This window comes from Spirosoma panaciterrae DSM 21099 (assembly GCF_000374025.1).
Taxonomy (GTDB): Bacteria; Bacteroidota; Bacteroidia; order Cytophagales; family Spirosomataceae; genus Spirosoma; species Spirosoma panaciterrae.
Genome location: NZ_KB893179.1, coordinates 181,253 through 199,662 on the forward strand (window position 1 = coordinate 181,253; position 18,410 = coordinate 199,662).

General features: G+C 42.5%; 10 protein-coding genes and 1 rRNA gene. 9 read left to right on the forward strand and 2 right to left on the reverse strand.

Annotated elements, in window-relative coordinates; all coding sequences use genetic code 11:
- Positions 1-61: 61 nt before the first annotated feature.
- Complete coding sequence (gene mfd, locus B153_RS0111070) at positions 62-3,415, forward strand: transcription-repair coupling factor (RefSeq protein ID WP_020596773.1); 3,354 nt, start codon at positions 62-64, stop codon at positions 3,413-3,415.
- A gap of 123 nt (positions 3,416-3,538) precedes the next feature.
- Positions 3,539-4,795 (forward strand): gliding motility lipoprotein GldJ, encoded by a 1,257-nt coding sequence (gldJ, locus tag B153_RS0111075; protein WP_020596774.1) that lies wholly within the window; start codon positions 3,539-3,541, stop codon positions 4,793-4,795.
- Between the two features lie 80 nt (positions 4,796-4,875).
- On the opposite strand, the gene B153_RS0111080 is transcribed toward gldJ, so the two are convergent.
- The gene (locus tag B153_RS0111080) at positions 4,876-5,586 is read right to left on the reverse strand and encodes a ComF family protein (protein WP_020596775.1); all 711 of its coding nucleotides are present in this window, start codon (positions 5,584-5,586) and stop codon (positions 4,876-4,878) included.
- 57 nt (positions 5,587-5,643) lie between these two features.
- Here B153_RS0111080 and B153_RS0111085 point away from each other — a divergent pair, with 57 nt between their 5' ends.
- The 5 genes from B153_RS0111085 (at position 5,644) to B153_RS0111105 (ending at position 14,578) form a co-directional block, all read left to right on the forward strand.
- Positions 5,644-5,997, forward strand: coding sequence for a hypothetical protein (locus tag B153_RS0111085; protein WP_020596776.1), 354 nt, complete (start codon positions 5,644-5,646; stop codon positions 5,995-5,997).
- A gap of 20 nt (positions 5,998-6,017) precedes the next feature.
- Positions 6,018-9,320: a DUF4175 family protein gene (locus B153_RS0111090; RefSeq protein ID WP_026262065.1), complete on the forward strand. Its 3,303-nt coding sequence runs from the start codon at positions 6,018-6,020 to the stop codon at positions 9,318-9,320.
- A gap of 145 nt (positions 9,321-9,465) precedes the next feature.
- Entirely contained in the window at positions 9,466-11,328 is a 1,863-nt protein-coding gene (gene mnmG / locus B153_RS0111095) for a tRNA uridine-5-carboxymethylaminomethyl(34) synthesis enzyme MnmG (protein ID WP_020596778.1), read from the forward strand.
- 149 nt (positions 11,329-11,477) lie between these two features.
- Complete coding sequence (locus B153_RS0111100; protein WP_281167733.1) at positions 11,478-12,284, forward strand: class I SAM-dependent methyltransferase; 807 nt, start codon at positions 11,478-11,480, stop codon at positions 12,282-12,284.
- A gap of 485 nt (positions 12,285-12,769) precedes the next feature.
- The gene (locus B153_RS0111105; RefSeq protein ID WP_026262067.1) at positions 12,770-14,578 is read left to right on the forward strand and encodes a tetratricopeptide repeat protein; all 1,809 of its coding nucleotides are present in this window, start codon (positions 12,770-12,772) and stop codon (positions 14,576-14,578) included.
- An 86-nt stretch (positions 14,579-14,664) separates the two neighbouring features.
- Here the strand turns inward: B153_RS0111105 and thrC are convergent, their stop codons facing one another.
- The gene (gene thrC / locus B153_RS0111110; RefSeq protein ID WP_026262068.1) at positions 14,665-15,975 is read right to left on the reverse strand and encodes a threonine synthase; all 1,311 of its coding nucleotides are present in this window, start codon (positions 15,973-15,975) and stop codon (positions 14,665-14,667) included.
- 216 nt (positions 15,976-16,191) lie between these two features.
- Here thrC and pruA point away from each other — a divergent pair, with 216 nt between their 5' ends.
- Both pruA and B153_RS0111120 read left to right on the forward strand, forming a co-directional pair.
- A complete protein-coding gene (pruA, locus tag B153_RS0111115; protein ID WP_020596782.1) occupies positions 16,192-17,823 on the forward strand; it encodes an L-glutamate gamma-semialdehyde dehydrogenase in 1,632 nt (543 codons plus the stop codon).
- A 340-nt stretch (positions 17,824-18,163) separates the two neighbouring features.
- A 16S ribosomal RNA gene (locus B153_RS0111120) occupies positions 18,164-18,410 on the forward strand; the annotation flags it as partial.

Genomic DNA, 18,410 nt, shown 5'->3' on the forward strand with positions numbered 1-18,410 from the left:
CTATGCCGCCGGAATATTTCTTCCAGCGGCTTTTCGTGTTTGACATACAACCTGCATTCGCTTGAAACCAGACGAATTACTCGGACTTTACACCGACGATAGTTTCATTAAATTGCTGGCAGAACCCTTCAGCCGCAAACAAACCGACGAACCGCAACGACTTCAAATCAAAGGTCTGGCGGGAAGTCTGGATGCTATCTTAGCTTCAGCAATCTATAAACTAGTAGGTGGTAACCACCTGTTCATTTTAACCGACCGCGATGAGGCAGCTTACTTTTTCAACGACCTTCAGAATCTGCTGAGTCGGGAAGTTTTACTATTCCCGATGTCGTATAAAAAACCCTATCAGTATGAGGAAATTGAGAATGCCAATGTACTGATGCGGGCAGAAGTCTTGAACAGGCTAAACCCGGCTCCAAAAGGAGGGGTGATCCTGATTGCATATCCAGAAGCACTGTCGGAGAAAGTAATCAACAAGCGCTCACTGCAGGCCAATACATTAACAATTCGGGTGGGCGAAAAACTGGATACGCACTTTGTGGCAGAGCTTCTGCAAACCTATGAATTTGAAAAAACAGATTTTGTCTACGAAGCTGGCCAGTTTTCTGTGCGCGGTGGCATTATAGATGTGTTCTCGTTTGCCAGCGAATTTCCATATCGAATCGACTTGTTTGATGACGAGGTAGAAAGCATTCGAAAATTTAACCCAGAATCGCAGCTTTCAACCGATCCAGTCGATTTTATAAACATCATCCCGAACATTCAGACAAAGCTGATCGAGGAGACACGGGAACCCTTTTTCAACTTTTTACCCGCAGATACTACCGTTTGGGCCAAGGATATTGAGTTTACACTGGATATTATTGAAAACAGTTACGAAAAAGCGGAGCAGAGCTTTGCCTCCGTATTGGCGAGTAGCGGTGGTATTCAGGTAGTTTCGGGACCAAATGAGTTATTTGAGACCCGTCGATCGTTTCTGAATGAATTAAAAAGGTTTCGCACCGTGGAATTCGGCCGGAAGTTTTATTTCAAAACAGAAGGTCGCCAGCAGTATACGTCAAAACCTCAACCATCGTTTAACAAAGACTTCAGACGATTAATTGATACGTTAGCCGATAATCAGGCAAAAGGGTTTACCAACATCATTGCAGCAGAATCGTTCAAGCAATTGGACCGTTTGCGAACAATTTTCGAAGAATTGGATCCTTTTGTAAAATTCCAGCCCATGAATATTGGGTTACGGGAGGGTTACATTGACGATATTCTGAAAATTGCCTGCTTTACCGATCACCAGATCTTTGATCGCTATTATAAGTATCGGGTTCAGGATAAGTTCTCAAAATCAAAAGCGCTTACACTACGTGAATTAAAAACTCTGCAACCCGGAGATTATGTCACCCACGTCGATCATGGCATTGGTCGATTTGCCGGTTTAGAAAAAGTAGACCATGCTGGTAATGAGCAGGAAGCTATACGATTGATCTATCGCGACAACGATGTTTTGCTGGTGAGCATCCATAGCCTGCATAAGATTGCCAAATACAGCGGTAAGGAAGGTGGGCCACCTGTAATGAGTAAATTGGGCTCGCAGGAGTGGGAACAGAAAAAATCGCGAATTCGCAAACAGGTTAAAGATATTGCCCGCGAGTTGATTGCATTATATGCAAAACGTCGGACAGCACCTGGCTACGCTTATAGCCGTGATAGCTTCCTACAGGCAGAACTTGAATCGTCATTCCTGTATGAAGATACCCCTGATCAGGCAAAAGCGACTAACGATATAAAAAACGACATGGAACGCCCGCACCCTATGGATCGACTGATTTGTGGTGATGTTGGGTTCGGTAAAACTGAGGTGGCTATTCGGGCTGCATTTAAAGCCGTTTCGGATAATAAACAGGTAGCTGTACTGGTTCCGACTACGATTCTAGCCATGCAACACTTTAAAACCTTTTCAGAGCGGATGGCCGATTTTCCTGTCAAAATCGATTATATCAATCGGTTCCGTTCGGCTAGTCAGGTAAAAGAGATTGTTAAAGGCGTGGCTTCCGGCGAAATTGGCATTCTGATAGGTACCCATCGAATTGTTAATAAAGACATCAAATTCAAGGACTTAGGCCTGTTGATTATTGATGAAGAACAAAAGTTTGGGGTCAAAACAAAAGATCGATTGAAAGAAATGCGGGTAGAGGTCGATGTATTGACCCTAACCGCAACGCCTATTCCGCGAACGCTTCATTTCTCACTGATGGGTGCTCGCGACTTATCGGTTATAGCAACCCCGCCCCCCAATCGCCAGCCTGTAACAACAGAAGTTCATCCGTATAATGAAGCCGTCATTCGGGATGCAGTCAGCTATGAGCTTCGACGCGGAGGGCAAGTTTTCTTCGTTCACAATCGAGTAAACGATATTGAATCCATTGGCAATCTGATTATGCGGCTGGTACCTGAAGCCCGCATTGGTGTAGCCCATGGACAAATGGAAGGCGATCGCCTGGAGCGAATTATGACTCGATTTATTGAAGGAGATTATGATGTACTGGTGTCAACCAATATCATCGAATCAGGGTTAGACATTCCAAACGCGAATACGATTCTGATCAACAATGCCCACTACTTTGGTTTGTCAGATTTGCATCAGATGCGGGGTAGGGTAGGCCGGTCGAACCGTAAGGCGTTCTGCTATCTCCTAACTCCACCACCCTCAGTCCTGACAGCCGATGCCCGGAAACGACTCCAGACATTGGAAGATTTTTCTGACCTGGGAGAAGGGTTTAAAATTGCCATGCGTGATCTTGATATTCGAGGTGCAGGGAATTTGCTAGGTGCCGAACAAAGTGGATTTGTCAATGACCTTGGCTTCGAAATGTATCACAAAGTATTGGATGAAGCCATTCAGGAATTACGTGAAAATGAGTTCAAAGACTTGTTTGAAACGAAGCCCGGTGAATTGAAACTTTCATTACCCGATACGGTCATTGAAACGGATTTACAAGTGGTTATACCAGAGCGTTATGTGTCAAATATCTCGGAGCGCCTAGCGTTATATACACGCCTGGATAGCCTTCAGAACAACGAAGAACTACAGGCATTCAGACAGGAAATTATCGATCGGTTCGGGCCGATGCCGGAAGAAGTCAAAAATCTGATTAAAATGGTTAATGTTCGCTGGAAAGCAGAGCAATTATACCTTGAAAAACTGACGATTAAGAATAATATCCTGAAAGGGTACTTCGTTTCTAACGGGAATGATGACTTCTTTCGTTCCGACCAATTTGGCAAGGTAATTGAGTACATAAAGCGAAACCCTGCTAAATGTTCCTTAAAGGAGTCGAAAGGAAGGCCGATTTTTACCCATACTGATGTATTCTCGGTTGAGCAGTTGGATGAGATTTTAGGCGCAATGACCAATTAAATAACATGAGTAGTAAGATTCTTGAGAAAAATACAACCCTAATTGGCACTCAAGCGTCTTAAAACGAATGTCTTACAGCTTTTATCTTATTTTTGCACCTACGTTTTTTACACAAATAGAGCAATGATTCAAAAGTATCACCTGCAACGAGCGGCTTATGTGCTGCTGGCAACGGCAGCCCTGGCGTCCTGTAAGCCCAAGCACCCGACCAGTGTGCAACCCGGTAAGAAGAGTACGGCGACGGGAATTGCTTACAATCAGAAAGATGGTTTTCAGGTAAAGAAATTTGCAGGCCAAAAGGCCGGACCTAACCTGGTCTTTATTGAAGGGGGTCGGTTTACGATGGGGGCACTCGAAGAGGATGTGATGAATACCCGGGATAACCGCGAGCGTACAGTGTCGATTCAATCGTTCTACATGGACGAAACGGAAATGGCCAACGTTCACTACCTTGAATACTTAAACGCAATTTCGCGAGATTCCTCGGAGGAAGTCGTTAAAGCAGCTTTACCAGACACCACTGTTTGGTCGAATCCTTTGTCTTTTAATGATTCATACGTAACGCAGTATTTGCGTTATCCAGCCTTCCGTTATTATCCAGTGGTGGGAGTATCGTGGGTGCAGGCAAACGACTACGCGATTTGGCGGTCGAATGCAGTAAATAATGAACTAGCGAAAGGCAGTGTCAAGCAGAAGGGGGGAGGTTTTTCTTTAAAACGTAAATCTAAAAAAGCTGACGATGCCGCTCTAGCCGAAGCGACCTCAACCGCGCCAGCAAAACCAAGCCTGGAAAGTGGAACAATTCTGCCTGATTATCGTCTTCCAACTGAAGCAGAATGGGAATATGCTGCTAAGGCCCTGATTGGCACGCAATACATGGACGAGAATCAAATTAATCAGCGGATTTATCCCTGGGATGGTTCTTCGGTTCGTAATCCGAAAAAAGGCCGGAAACAAGGCCAAATGCTGGCAAACTTTAAACGGGGTCGTGGTGACTATGCGGGTATTGCCGGACGCTCGAATGACGGAGCCATTATCACGGCAGAAATTTATGCATATCCTGCCAACGACTTCGGTCTGTACAATATGGCGGGTAATGTGAATGAGTGGGTAATGGACGTGTATCGCCCGCTATCGTATCAGGATGTTAACGACCTGAACCCTGTGCGTCGGAATGGCTATGTCGATGATGCCAAAAACTACGACACAAAGAATAAACAATCGTTGATCGATGATAAATTACGGGTTTATAAGGGAGGCTCTTGGAATGATGTAGCCTACTGGTTATCACCGGGTACGCGACGATTCCTGGATCAGGATTCAGCTACGGCCATGATTGGTTTCCGATGCGCCATGATTGGCGTTGGTCGAAACAAATAGATTTTTTTCAATACCAGCAAAAACGGTCATTCAGAAATGGATGACCGTTTTTTTAGTTGCTTTTTTCAGAAAATGAAGTGTTATCTACCTGCCGTAGCCAAGGTCAGAACACTTACAGCTACACATCCGGCACTTAAAAGTTCATGAGCACAGGCTTCCAGAGTAGCTCCGGTAGTAAGCACATCATCAACCACCAAAACATGCTTTCCTTTGATCGCATTTCGGTTCGACACAGCAAATACCGTTTTTACATTTTCCCAGCGCTCAAGGCGATTTTTATGCGTTTGAGAGGCCATGAACTGCTGACGGATAAGAACATCTGTGCGAAATGGAATTCCTAATGACTCAGCCAAGCCATCAGCTATCCAATCTGCCTGGTTATACCCACGTTGCCGAAAGCGGCTCTTATGCAACGGAACACCTATAATTACGTCTATACCTTCAACTAGAGTGGATTCAACTTTCAGTTGATTTCCATACCAACTGGCTATCTCTTTTGCTGCTTCTTTAAACCCCTTGTACTTAATCCCATGAATTAATTTTTGTACAATACCTCCTTTATTAAAATACAAGTAGGAAACTAAAAACTGAATAGGCACTTTTCCGGCAAACTTATTGAGGAGATTTTGGTCATAAGGTTCATGATGCTGTGCCGTTTCGGGAAGATTTAATCGACAAGCTGTACACAACACTTTTTCACTGAATTCCAGCGACTTATTGCACCCTAAACAGAGTTGTGGAAATAGTAGATCAATAAAGTCATTTAGTACGGGCCGAATAAAGCGAAACATGGTCCTCCATCGTTAAATAATTGTAAAACATTGTAATTTAGAGAGAAGAATATTCCTATGGACGCCAACCAGGAAAAAAGTATAGATAAAGAGTGGGAAAAGTTACTTGACCAATTGGGAGTGATGGTAGGTAAACGACCTGCCGATCTTAATGCTGTTCTATTTTTGATAGGCGTGCAGGAGTTAGGGACAGGACCAAAACGTTTTTCAAAGGAAGCAAAGCAAGACTTAATGCACATTGCTGTCTGTCGCGTATTAAGTCTGTCGGGTTATTATTCGCTGGAGGGATACGACCAAGATAACTGGCCCCAGTGGAAACTGGACAAACCGATACCACATGGAGATTTATTGAGTCAGGAAAATTTCCTGAAGCATCATGTAATTCACTATTTCGAAACCTTATTTGTTTAACTGCTCAACCTGAATTTTTTATGCAATCATCAGCCGCCTACATGACCTTGCTGCAACGCATTGATGAGTATAAGAAACGCTACTTCCAAAATCAGTTGGTAAAGGGGAGCTTGTTTTTTATCGCCCTCATTGGTAGTGGCTATCTGCTAGTGAATACAGCCGAATTTATCGGCCGATTCAGTTCAACAGGTAGGGCTATTCTGTTTTTCAGTTTTTTACTGACTGCATTTGCCGGGTTGTATTTGTTGATCGTCCGACCTTTGATGAGTCTGTATGGCCTCAATAAACCATTGTCAAACGATGAAGCCGCTCGACAGATTGGTACGTTTTTTCCAGAAGTAGGGGATAAGTTATTGAATACGCTTCAGCTTCAACGCATATCTTCTGACCAAAGTGATTTACTGCAAGCAAGCTTGAATCAACGTTCTCAACAGTTGTTGATAAACCGCTTTGCCAATGCAATTGAGATCAGTAAAAATCGTCAGTTTTTAAAATACGCGATTCCCCCTCTCGCTTTGATTCTGATGATTTTAGTGATAAATCCTTCATTCTTCACCAAGTCATCAACGCGCCTGGTTAATTATAATAAAGACTTTGTTGAAGAAGCTCCCTTCCAGTTTTTGATACAGAATAAATCGATGAAGGCCTTCCGAAATGAAGACTTTCCGCTAACTGTGAAACTTACTGGAAGTGCACTTCCACAAGCAGTTTATGTGGTAGCCAATGGCACTCGATTTAAGCTCGACCAGTCGGGAGATAAGTTTACGTATAATTTCGATAATCTACAGCGAGATCTGGATTTCCATCTCGAAGCGGCTGGGTTTAATTCACCAGCCTATAAAATTTCGTTAATCGACCGACCCGCAGTATTGTCATTTAACGTACGTCTCGACTATCCTGGTTATCTCAACAAGCCTACTGAGCAACTGTCTAATGTAGGGAATCTTTTGGTTCCTCAGGGTACTGTTGTCAACTGGGAATTTGCATCCGATCATACAGACTCCCTTTTACTTCGTTTCAACACAGATTCAAAACCAACCCCAGCTCGCCTTGTGGATGATAATACATTTGTTTTGAATCGGCGATTGATGCAAAATGCGGTATACACGGTTTCTCTAAAAAACGGACAAGTAGCTTCTCCTTCAACCATTCAATATAATGTTCAGGTTATACCAGACCGCTATCCGCAAATTTCTGTAGACCGTATCCAGGATACTGTCACCTATAATTATATAGCTCTCTCAGGTTTGGTCTCTGATGATTATGGATTTTCAAAGTTGAAACTTAATTACAAGATCGTTCGTGGGAATCAGTCTTCTCCGCTTTACTTCAAAGATATACCTGTCAATCATTCAACTACTTCCCAAAACTTCGTGTATAACTGGTCGCTTGATAGTCTTAAACTCGGTCAGGAAGATCGCCTGGAATACTATGTTCAGGTATGGGATAACGACGGAGTGAATGGACCTAAATCAAGTCGGTCAAATCAACTCAATTTTGTTGTCCCATCAAATGCCGAAATTCAGAAGCAGGTAGATAAGTCGGCAGAGAAAACAGAGCAACAAATTGACAATGCTCTCAGCAAAACGCAGGCCATCAAGAACGAATTGAACCAGATGGAGGATCGGATGCGAACTAAAAAATCCTCAGATTTTCAGGACAAAAAACAATTACAAGATGTCCTGCAAAAACGAGAAGAGCTTCTGAAAGAGATTCAAAAACTTCAGGAGCAGTTCCAAAAAACGAACGATACTCAACAACGGTTTGCTCAGCAAAATCAGGCTATGCAGGATAAACTGGAGCAGCTTCAGAAACTTTTCAATGAATTGCTTGACCCAGAATCCAAGCAGTTATATGAGCAATTAAAACAATTGTTAGAACGTAAGCAGGATGAAAAGGCATCGGATTTACTTGACAAGTTAAGCCGCAAGGAGCGAAATATGGAGCGTGATCTTGACCGCGCCTTGAAGCTTTTCAAACAAATGCAGCTTGAACAGAAGGTAAACAATATTGCCGAAAATTTGGAGAAGCAAGCCGAGAATCTCGAAAAACAAGCGCAGGAAAATGCTAAGAAAAATGAGACTTCTGAAGACCAGCAAAAGCAACAGGAGAAGTCGCAGGAGGATTTCAAAAAGACTCAGGAGCAGCTAAAAGAGCTGGAGAAACAGGCCGAGAAAGAAGATTTAAACAAGCCCGAATCTTCTGAAAAAGAACAGCAGGAGATTGAGAAAGACATGGAAGATGCCTCAAAAGACATGAAAAGTAATCAAGGCAAACAGGCTGCTTCAAAACAGCAAAAATCAGCAAAATCGATGCGGGCTATGAGTAAATCGATGAAAGAATCCATGCAATCGGCTGAAATGCAGGAGATGCAGGAGAACATGGATGACCTTCGAAATATCCTGGACAACCTGATTACGCTTTCGTTTGGACAGGAGCGGGTTATGAAAGATTTCCGAGGAATGAGCTTGCAGGATCCCCGTGTCACAAAACTTTCTCAGGAACAATTAAAGCTTCAGGATGATGCTAAAATTATAGAAGACAGTTTAAATGCATTAGCCAGTCGTGTAGTACAAATCCAATCATTTGTAACGCGTGAGCTAACAAATATGAAAGGGTACATGGATGAAAGCGTTCAGCAATTACGTGAACGTCGACTTAGCATGGCTTCGTCTAAACAACAATTTGCCATGACATCGATCAATAATCTGGCCCTTATGCTGAGTGATGTATTAAAAAATATGCAACAGCAGATGAACGCTATGGCCATGCCAGGAAAGGGTAAAGGTGGAAAAAAAGGCCAGAATCCTAGTGGACTTGGTGAGATGCAACAGCAATTAAATGGAAAAATGGAGAAACTGCAAAAGGGAGGAAAATCGGGTAGGGGCCTATCTGAAGAACTCTCTCAAATGGCTGCTGAACAGGCCATGATCCGCCAAATGTTGAAGAAACTTGAAGAAAACGCAAAAGGAACGGAGGCCGGTAAACAACAGGAAAAACAGATTAAGGAGTTGATGGAGAAAATGGATGAGTCAGAAACTGACCTTGTCAACAAGCGAGTCAACCAAAATTTAATCAATCGTCAACAGGAAATTATGGTCCGTTTGCTTGAATCTGAAAAAGCGCTGAAGCAGCAGGAAGAAGATCCCAAACGTCAGGCAGAGGCAGCAAAGTCAGCAAAACGTAGTACACCTGCCTTTTTCGATACAACCAATTTGCAGAATAAATCGAAACAAGTAGAGGTTTTACGCTCCGTTACACCCAATTATAATCTGTTTTATAAAAAGGAAGCAAACCAGTATTTGCAGAAAGTGAGTAAATAATATTTTCATCAATTATTTAAAACCGCTGATCTGGCACAAAGGTCAGCGGTTTTTTGTTGGCTATACATCAAGTTTTAACTTTCAGCGAACTTTCATCAATTTTGCAAAAGTTTCCACGTGAAACATTTTTCAAAAACTGTTTAAAATGTATTCATCATACGATGTCATTGTAGTAGGAGCGGGCCATGCAGGTTGTGAAGCAGCGAGTGCAGCCGCAACTATGGGTTCTAGCGTATTATTAATTACAATGAATATGCAAACCATCGCACAAATGTCTTGCAACCCTGCCATGGGTGGGGTTGCTAAAGGGCAAATTGTACGAGAAGTAGATGCACTAGGTGGTTTATCGGGAATAATCAGCGATAAAAGCATGATTCAATTCAGAATGCTTAATCGTTCGAAGGGACCAGCCATGTGGAGCCCACGCTGCCAGAGCGACCGAAATGTATTCGCGTGGGAGTGGCGAAAAGCGTTGGAAAATAACAGAAATATTGATTTCTGGCAGGATACAGTAAATGAAGTTATAGTAAAAGACGGTCGGGTTGTAGGCGTAAAAACTAATCTGGGTATTGAATTTAAAGCCAAATCCGTCGTATTAACCAATGGTACATTTCTAAACGGCCGTATGTTCATTGGCGAAAAAGTGTTTGGTGGAGGGCGAACAGCCGAACGGTCTGCCACAGGATTAACCGAGCAATTGGTCAGCCTGGGCTTTGAATCAGGCAGAATGAAAACCGGAACACCGCCTAGAGTTGATGGGCGAAGCCTGGATTATTCCAAAATGGAAGAGCAACTTGGCGACGAGAAGCCAGGCAAATTTTCATATACAAATACACCAACGCTTACTACACAACGTAGCTGCTGGATCACATACACTAATCAGGCTGTACATGATGAATTGAAAACGGGTTTTGAAAAATCACCCATGTTTACTGGACGTATTAAAGGACTTGGGCCAAGATATTGTCCGTCAGTAGAGGACAAAATAAATCGGTTTGCTGATAAAGACAGACATCAAATCTTCGTAGAACCAGAAGGATGGGATACGGTCGAGGTATATGTGAATGGGTTTTCTACCTCATTGCCTGAAGATGTGCAATACAACGCACTGAGTAAAATACCTGGTTTTGAAAACGTACGTATGTTTCGGCCTGGGTATGCAGTTGAGTATGATTTCTTCCCACCAACCCAATTGAAACCTACTCTGGAAACTCAGTTGGTAAAAAACCTCTTTTTCGCCGGACAAATAAATGGAACGACTGGCTATGAAGAAGCAGCCTGCCAGGGTTTAATGGCTGGAATAAATGCGCATCGAAATGCAGTAGAAGAATCTGAATTTACAATTAAACGATCGGAGGGCTATATAGGAGTTTTGATCGATGATTTGATTACCAAAGGGACCGAAGAACCGTACAGAATGTTTACTTCCAGAGCGGAGTATCGTACACTTCTTCGCCAGGACAATGCTGATTTACGACTGACCGAAAAAGGCTATGAAATTGGTTTAGCATCACAGGAACGGTATGATGCAATGGTTCAAAAACGTAAAGATGTATCAGATCTAACAGAATCAATACGAGTAACAAAGCTTAAACCTGAAGATATCAATGGGTGGCTGGAATCTAAAGGAAGTTCAACTTTAAGAGAAAAAAGCAGTCTGTACACGCTTTTGAAACGACCCGAAGTTGATTTAAACGATGTAAATCACCTTCTACAATTAATTCCGGATGGGCCTGGTGGGGTAGGGGAGGAGGTAATCGAACAAACCGTTATAGAAATTAAGTACGAAGACTACCTCAACCGGGAAAAACAGAATGCCGAAAAGCTCGATAAGTGGGAGAATCTATCGATAAATTCCGCATTCGATTATGACCGATTGAAAGCCCTCTCTTACGAAGGTAGAGAAAAACTGAAACGATTACGTCCCGCAACAATAGGTCAGGCATCAAGAATAAGTGGAGTAAGTCCATCTGATGTGTCAATATTGCTCGTGTATATGGGCCGATAAATGCACATAAATCTGGCTACCCATCTACGAATGGGAGCCAGATTATTTTTTCTAATCGCATTACATCATATTCCTTGGAAACGGTAACTCATTGCCCAAACTGCGGCAGCACAACGTTCATTCCATTTTTAGTCTGTAAAGATTATCTGGTGAGCCATCAGGATTTTGAAATACAACAGTGCCAGCAGTGTAAGTTCCGGCTGACCAACCCTCGACCAGACTCAAGCTCAATTGGCAACTATTACAAATCGGACCAATATGTCTCGCATAATGATAATAGTAGCGGTTTAATAAACACAGCATACAGAGTCGTACGAAAATACACGCTCCGATCCAAGCTTCAATTGATCAACGAGGTAAATAAAAAACCTGGCCATGTGTTGGATATAGGTTGTGGTACAGGTGCGTTTTTAGAAAGTTGCCGGGAAGGAGGATGGACAATCTTGGGAATGGAACCTGATAGTGACGCTAGAAAAATGGCAGTTGAAAAATTAAAAGCAACCATTCAACCAAGCCTTAACGATTTAGTAGGAATGGCGGTTGCTGATATAATTACACTTTGGCATGTACTCGAACATATTCCAAACCTGTCTGAAACACTGGATCGGTTAAATCAATTATTAACCCCAAACGGAACGTTACTGATAGCTGTTCCAAATTCAGAATCGTATGATGCTAGCTATTTTAAACAATATTGGGCAGCCTACGATGTACCAAGGCACCTACACCATTTTACACCTACAACCATAACGTCTTTGTTCAAGAAACATGGGTTTGATTTAGTGGACACGAAACCTATGCTATTTGATGCATTTTATATCGCTATGCTTAGCACACGGTATCAGACAGGAAAGACGGATTATCTGAAAAGTGTCCGGGTAGGGCTTTCGTCAAACATAGAAGCCAAACGGACCGGAAATTACTCGAGCCTAATATATCTATTCAAGAAGGCATAATAATTGTACATACAGTCCAAGATTCCTCTACATTTTGTCGCTAAGGAAAAGGTCTATTCAAAATTAAAAAAGTTAAAATTTGATGTGCATAACTATGTGCATAAATTAACCAGGAGCGTGGAAAACTTGTTTATAAGCTGTCGTTCTTATGTGGATGAGTTAACAGGTAATCCACAGACCATTTTCAGATGGCCAATTCTGTGGAGAAATGCCAACATATCACAAGTAATTCCACACGCTTTCCCCAGTCAAAATTGTGTATAAATTTTATGCACAAATCCACAGAATATGAACACACATATTGTGGATAAAATGTTATTATCTTAAATATGAGCTACTTATATGTGGATAATTAAAGAAAAGCTTGTGGATATCATAAGGTTTTTATCCACAATGTGTATCTTCAGGAGTGGACAACTTATTTGTTCACATATCCACATAGCTAATGGTTATAATAACGTTTAATTAAAAAGGTATTTTATAAAATGTTAATAAGGTCAAAAGTCATTATCGCATTCCTATGGTTGTTGTCGGTTGGGCTGGCCTGGGGACAAGGAGGAGGAGTGTTGGCAGAAGAGTACTACAAAGCCGGCGAATTCGAAAAGGCAGCGAACGAGTATGCCAAATTATTGAAGACCGAAGTAACGTGGGAGCGATTAGCACGATATATATATAGTCTCCAAAAAAGTAACAAAACAGATGATGCGTTAAAGTACCTGCGCAAGCAACAGCGAAGCGACGAAGGGAACAAAGCGTACTATGAACTGTTGACGGGACAGATTGCTACACAACAGGGTGATACGACTCAGGCTAAGAACCAGTTTTCGGCTGCCTTACAATCCAGTAAATCATCGCTAACCAAGCTGGAAAAGATTGCAGTAGCCTTTAACGAAGCAGGAGAGGCCCGCTGGGCGATTAAAGCACTTGAAACGGCCCGTGAGGTCAGTAAGTCGCAAACGGCTTACAGTGAAGATTTAATGGCGCTATACAAGTCCACTGGTCAAACAGAAAAAGCAATAGAGGAGGTTATTACAACGAGCAAGCAAGCTGATAAAAAAGAATCGGTGTTAGCGGCTCTCCAGGGCTACCTGAACACAAAGGAAGAACCATTGGTCGAAAAGGCGTTGTATACGCGAATTCAGCAGGAACCAAACGAACTGGCTTATAATGAACTCTTGATATGGTATTTTGTCCAGAAGCAAAAATTTAGCCGGGCACTTTTACAGGAGAAAGCAACTGACAAACGCCTGAAACTAAACGGGAGCCGAGTGTATGATTTGGGAATGCTGGCAATGAATAACAAAGAGTACAAAACTGCAGCCGAAGCATTTGAGTACGTTACAACCACCTATCCACAAGGGCAACTCTATCCATTTGCCCGTCGGTTGGTCATTAATGCACGAGAAGAACAGGTAAAAAACACGTACCCAGTTGATAAAACAGAGATTCGTAAATTAATCGGTGATTATCAGCGAATGCTTCAGGAAATAGGCACCAATGTTAAGACACTGGAAGCACTTCGGAGTACCGCCAATCTATACGGGAATTACCTAGACAGTAAAGATACAGCCTTAACGGTATTGGATCTGGCTATCGATCTGGGGAAGACGGATCGAAATTTTGTAGACCGTTGTAAGCTCGATAAAGGGGATATATATCTTCTGAAAGGGGAGCCCTGGGAATCGACTTTACTTTATTCACAAGTCGAAAAGTCGCAAAAGGAAGAACTGCTGGGGTATGAGGCAAAATTGAAAAATGCGAAACTTCAATATTACAAGGGCAGTTTCGCTGTTGCCAAAGATTTGTTAGATGTTTTGAAACTGGCAACATCCCGAGAAATTGCCAATGATGCAGAGCAATTAAGCCTGTTGATTGTGGATAACACAGGAATGGATAGTACCGAAGCTGCAATGCGAGAATATGCTGACATCGATCTGATGCTTTTTCAAAATAAAACGGATGAAGCCATCGATGCCTTAAATAAAATGTGGGCTAAATATTCAGAACATACAATAGCAGATGAAGTACTTTGGCTGAGGGCAAACACCTATTTGAAGCAGGGTAAAAATTCTGAGGCACTTGAAGATCTCAAGCAAATCACGGCAAAATACCCAAACGATATATTAGGGGATGATGCCATGTTCACTCAGGGAAAAATATACGAGGAGCGCCTGAAAGATAAACAGGCCGCTATGGAAACTTACCAGAAAGTTTTGACACAATATCCAGGGAGTATTTATGGAGCCGAAGCACGTAAACGATTTAGAGTTTTACGTGGCGATACTGTGAACTAGCATATTAGTACTTATCCACAAAAAAAGCCCGAACTTATTAGCTTGGGCTTTTTTTGTGGATAAGTAAGTGTATTTGTGGATAATTATTAAGCCACTGTTTGTAAAAATGATTCTTTAAAAGCTTCATAATCAGCAGGAATAAGCATACTGTGCTTAGTTCGATGTGAAAGTATTGCTAGGCGTTCAGGAACTTCGACTGGGAATTCTAAAACTTGTTCAACCAAGGGTTTGAATTTCGATGGATGAGCAGTAGCCAGCGATACCCCAAGTACGTCCTTTCCAGAAGCGTTTAAATAGGCCTGCAACCCCAATATACCGATGGCTGTGTGTGGGCAGGCCACATAATCGTAAAGCTCATGTATGCGTTTCATGCCAGCCCTCGTTTGGTCATCGTCGAAAAAGTAGCCCGACACGTGGGATTTCAACTGTTCATAACGTTCGCCATACAAGTGCTTCAATCGGACAAAATTGCTTGGATTGCCCACATCCATTGCATTAGAAAGGGTAGCAATTGAAGCTTTGGGAGAATAAGAGCCTGATTCGAGATAAGAAGGAACCACATGATTCAGATTCGTAGCAGCTACAAAATGATCGACTGGTAAGCCCATTTGCTGAACCAGTACACCAGCGCTTAGATTGCCAAAGTTGCCACTAGGTGTCGAAAACACTACAGGTTTTCCCCATTTCTTTACTTGACCATATGCGCTGACGTAATAAAAACTCTGTGGGATAAGCCGGAAAATATTGATCGAATTTGCCGATGATAAAGCAAGCTGGCTATTAAGTTCAGTATCGACAAAAGCCTGTTTTACAATGGCCTGGCAATCATCAAATGAACCGTCAACTTCAAATGCCTGTACATTACCACCTAAAGTAGTCAACTGCTTTTCCTGCAAATCACTGACCCGACCGCTGGGATATAAAATAGACACCCGAATACCTGGTACATTATGAAAACCCATAGCCACTGCTCCACCTGTATCACCAGACGTAGCTACAAGTATATTTACCTCCTTGTCATTTCGCTTCGAAAAATAAGACATAAGAGCGGCCATATAGCGAGCGCCAACGTCTTTAAACGCTAAAGAAGGACCATGAAAAAGCTCTAAAACACCAATTTTACCAAGTTCTAACTCAACAACTGGAGTCTCAAACGGAAATGCTTTATGCGTTAACTCCTCCAGGTCAGCCTTACTGATTTCATTGCCTAAAAGAGTCTGGCTAAGAGCGAAACCAATATCGGCCAAAGATTGATTGGCTATGTCATTGAAATAGCCAGCTCCCAATTGAGGCAATGGGGTTGGCATATATAGCCCTTTGTCGGCAGGCATACTATGAAAGAGAGCCTCTTCGACTGATACAGTCACAGATGGGCTGTTTGTACTATAAAAGCGCATATAACTTATCAAATTGAGGATACAAAGTACGGGAAATCAGACCAATGAATTGAAAAGGAACTATTGAAATGTGGAAAACCATTTTGATAATGTGGATAACTTAAGCAATCCATACCTTTGTCGAAAACACTTCATAACCAAACGAGTATTGGTAATCACTAAACTATAATTCCCAGTACTCCAAATCGGGCCGGCGTTCCGTCCAACTTAGTACCCATGTCTTTTGGTATTTTTAATATTCCAGTACCAACAAATGAACCCGTTAAGGAATATCGGCCAGGATCGTCTGAACGAGAAGACCTTAAAAGAGCTTTACAGGATTTTCGGGGAGTAGAGACCGATATACCCATGTATATAGGTGGCCAGGAAGTGCGAACTGAACGTAAGTTAAGAGTTTCGCCCCCGCATGATCATCAACATACCTTAGGGTATTTTTATGAAGGTGAGGCAGAACACGTTAAGCAGGCAATTGATGCAGCGTTGCAGGCAAAGCAATCATGGGCTAAATTATCGTGGGAAAGTCGGGCTGGAATTTTTCTTAAAGCAGCCGATTTAATCGCTGGTCCCTACCGAGCACGAATCAATGCAGCTACTATGCTTGGGCAATCGAAAAATGCCTATCAGGCCGAAATTGATTCTGCCTGTGAATTAATCGACTTCCTACGATTCAACGTATATTTTGCTGATGAGATATATCGGCAACAACCGAACGCATCGCCCGGAGTATGGAACCGGCAGGAATATAGACCACTCGAAGGGTTTGTGTTTGCATTAACCCCTTTCAACTTCACAGCAATTGCCGGAAACCTACCAACTTCGGCGGCCATGATGGGGAATACGGTTGTATGGAAACCTGCTTATACACAGATATTATCAGCAAAGGTGATTATGGAGGTACTGCAGGAGGCCGGATTACCAGATGGGGTAATAAATCTGATTTATGTTGATGGTCCAGTAGCAGGGGAGGTTATTTTTAATCATCCAGATTTTGCAGGTATCCACTTCACAGGTAGTACAGCCGTTTTTCAGAAAATATGGGCAACTATTGGCAACAATATCCACAAATACAAAAGTTATCCACGAATTGTGGGAGAAACAGGTGGAAAAGATTTTGTGTTGGTCCATGAATCAGCCAATGTGGATGAAGTAGCAACCGGACTCGTCCGGGGAGCGTTTGAATTTCAGGGACAGAAATGTTCAGCGGCTTCGCGAGCCTACATACCAGCCACACTCTGGCCACAAATTGAGGTCAAGATGAAAGAGTTTATAGGCGAATTGAAGATTGGAGGTACGGAAGACTTTTCGAATTTTATCAATGCGGTCATAGATGAACGTGCTTTCAAAAAAATAACCGCATATATAGACGAAGCAAAACAAAACAATGAAGTAGAGATTGTTGCAGGAGGAAATTATGACGGCACAAAAGGCTATTTTATTGAACCGACTGTGTTACGCGTATCCAATCCGACGTACCGGACGATGTGTGAGGAGATATTTGGCCCGGTTTTAACAGTATGTGTGTATGACCCAACCGAATTTGAGGCAATTATTCAAACGGTTAACTCTACATCGCCCTATGCTCTGACGGGATCTATTTTCGCTCGGGACAGATACATTATAGAGGAGGTTACACAAAAACTACAAAACGCTGCTGGAAACTTTTATATCAATGATAAGCCTACTGGAGCCGTGGTAGGGCAACAACCTTTCGGAGGAGCCAGAGCATCGGGAACAAATGACAAAGCAGGATCTGCGCTTAATCTATATCGCTGGGTTTCAGCCAGAACGATTAAGGAGACGTTTGTATCGCCAAAACACTACGGGTATCCTTTTTTACAGGAGGAATAAATTTTTTAAAAAAGTTTTGAATAAGGCTTGCGCAAAGAAATTTAAAAGCATAATTTTGCACTCCCAAATCGATGGAAAGGGCACAGTTAGAATAGATAACTGCTGTTCAATCAGTCAATTACAAACGGGAAATCGAAAAGTTGTTAAAAATATTTTTTCAACTTTTTCTTGACAAAACAAAAAGAGTGCCGTACCTTTGCACTCCCAAATATAAGGAAGGCCAACAACGGTTGGCCACAATCTCGAACAGAGAGACAGTTCTTTGACGTATTGACATCAACAGGTTAGCACTAAATAAGGCTAAAAACACAGTGAAAGCTAGTCTTTCACACAATTATTTACGATGGAGAGTTTGATCCTGGCTCAGGATGAACGCTAGCGGCAGGCCTAATACATGCAAGTCGAACGGGCCGCAAGGTCAGTGGCAAACGGGTGCGTAACGCGTAAGCAACCTGCCTCAAACTGGGGGATAGCCCGGCGAAAGCTGGGGTAAACCCGCACGGTCCCAAGGAGTCACCTGGTTTTTTGGGTAAACATTTATGGGTTTGAGAGGGGCTTGCGTCTGATTAGCTAGTTGGCGGGGTAAC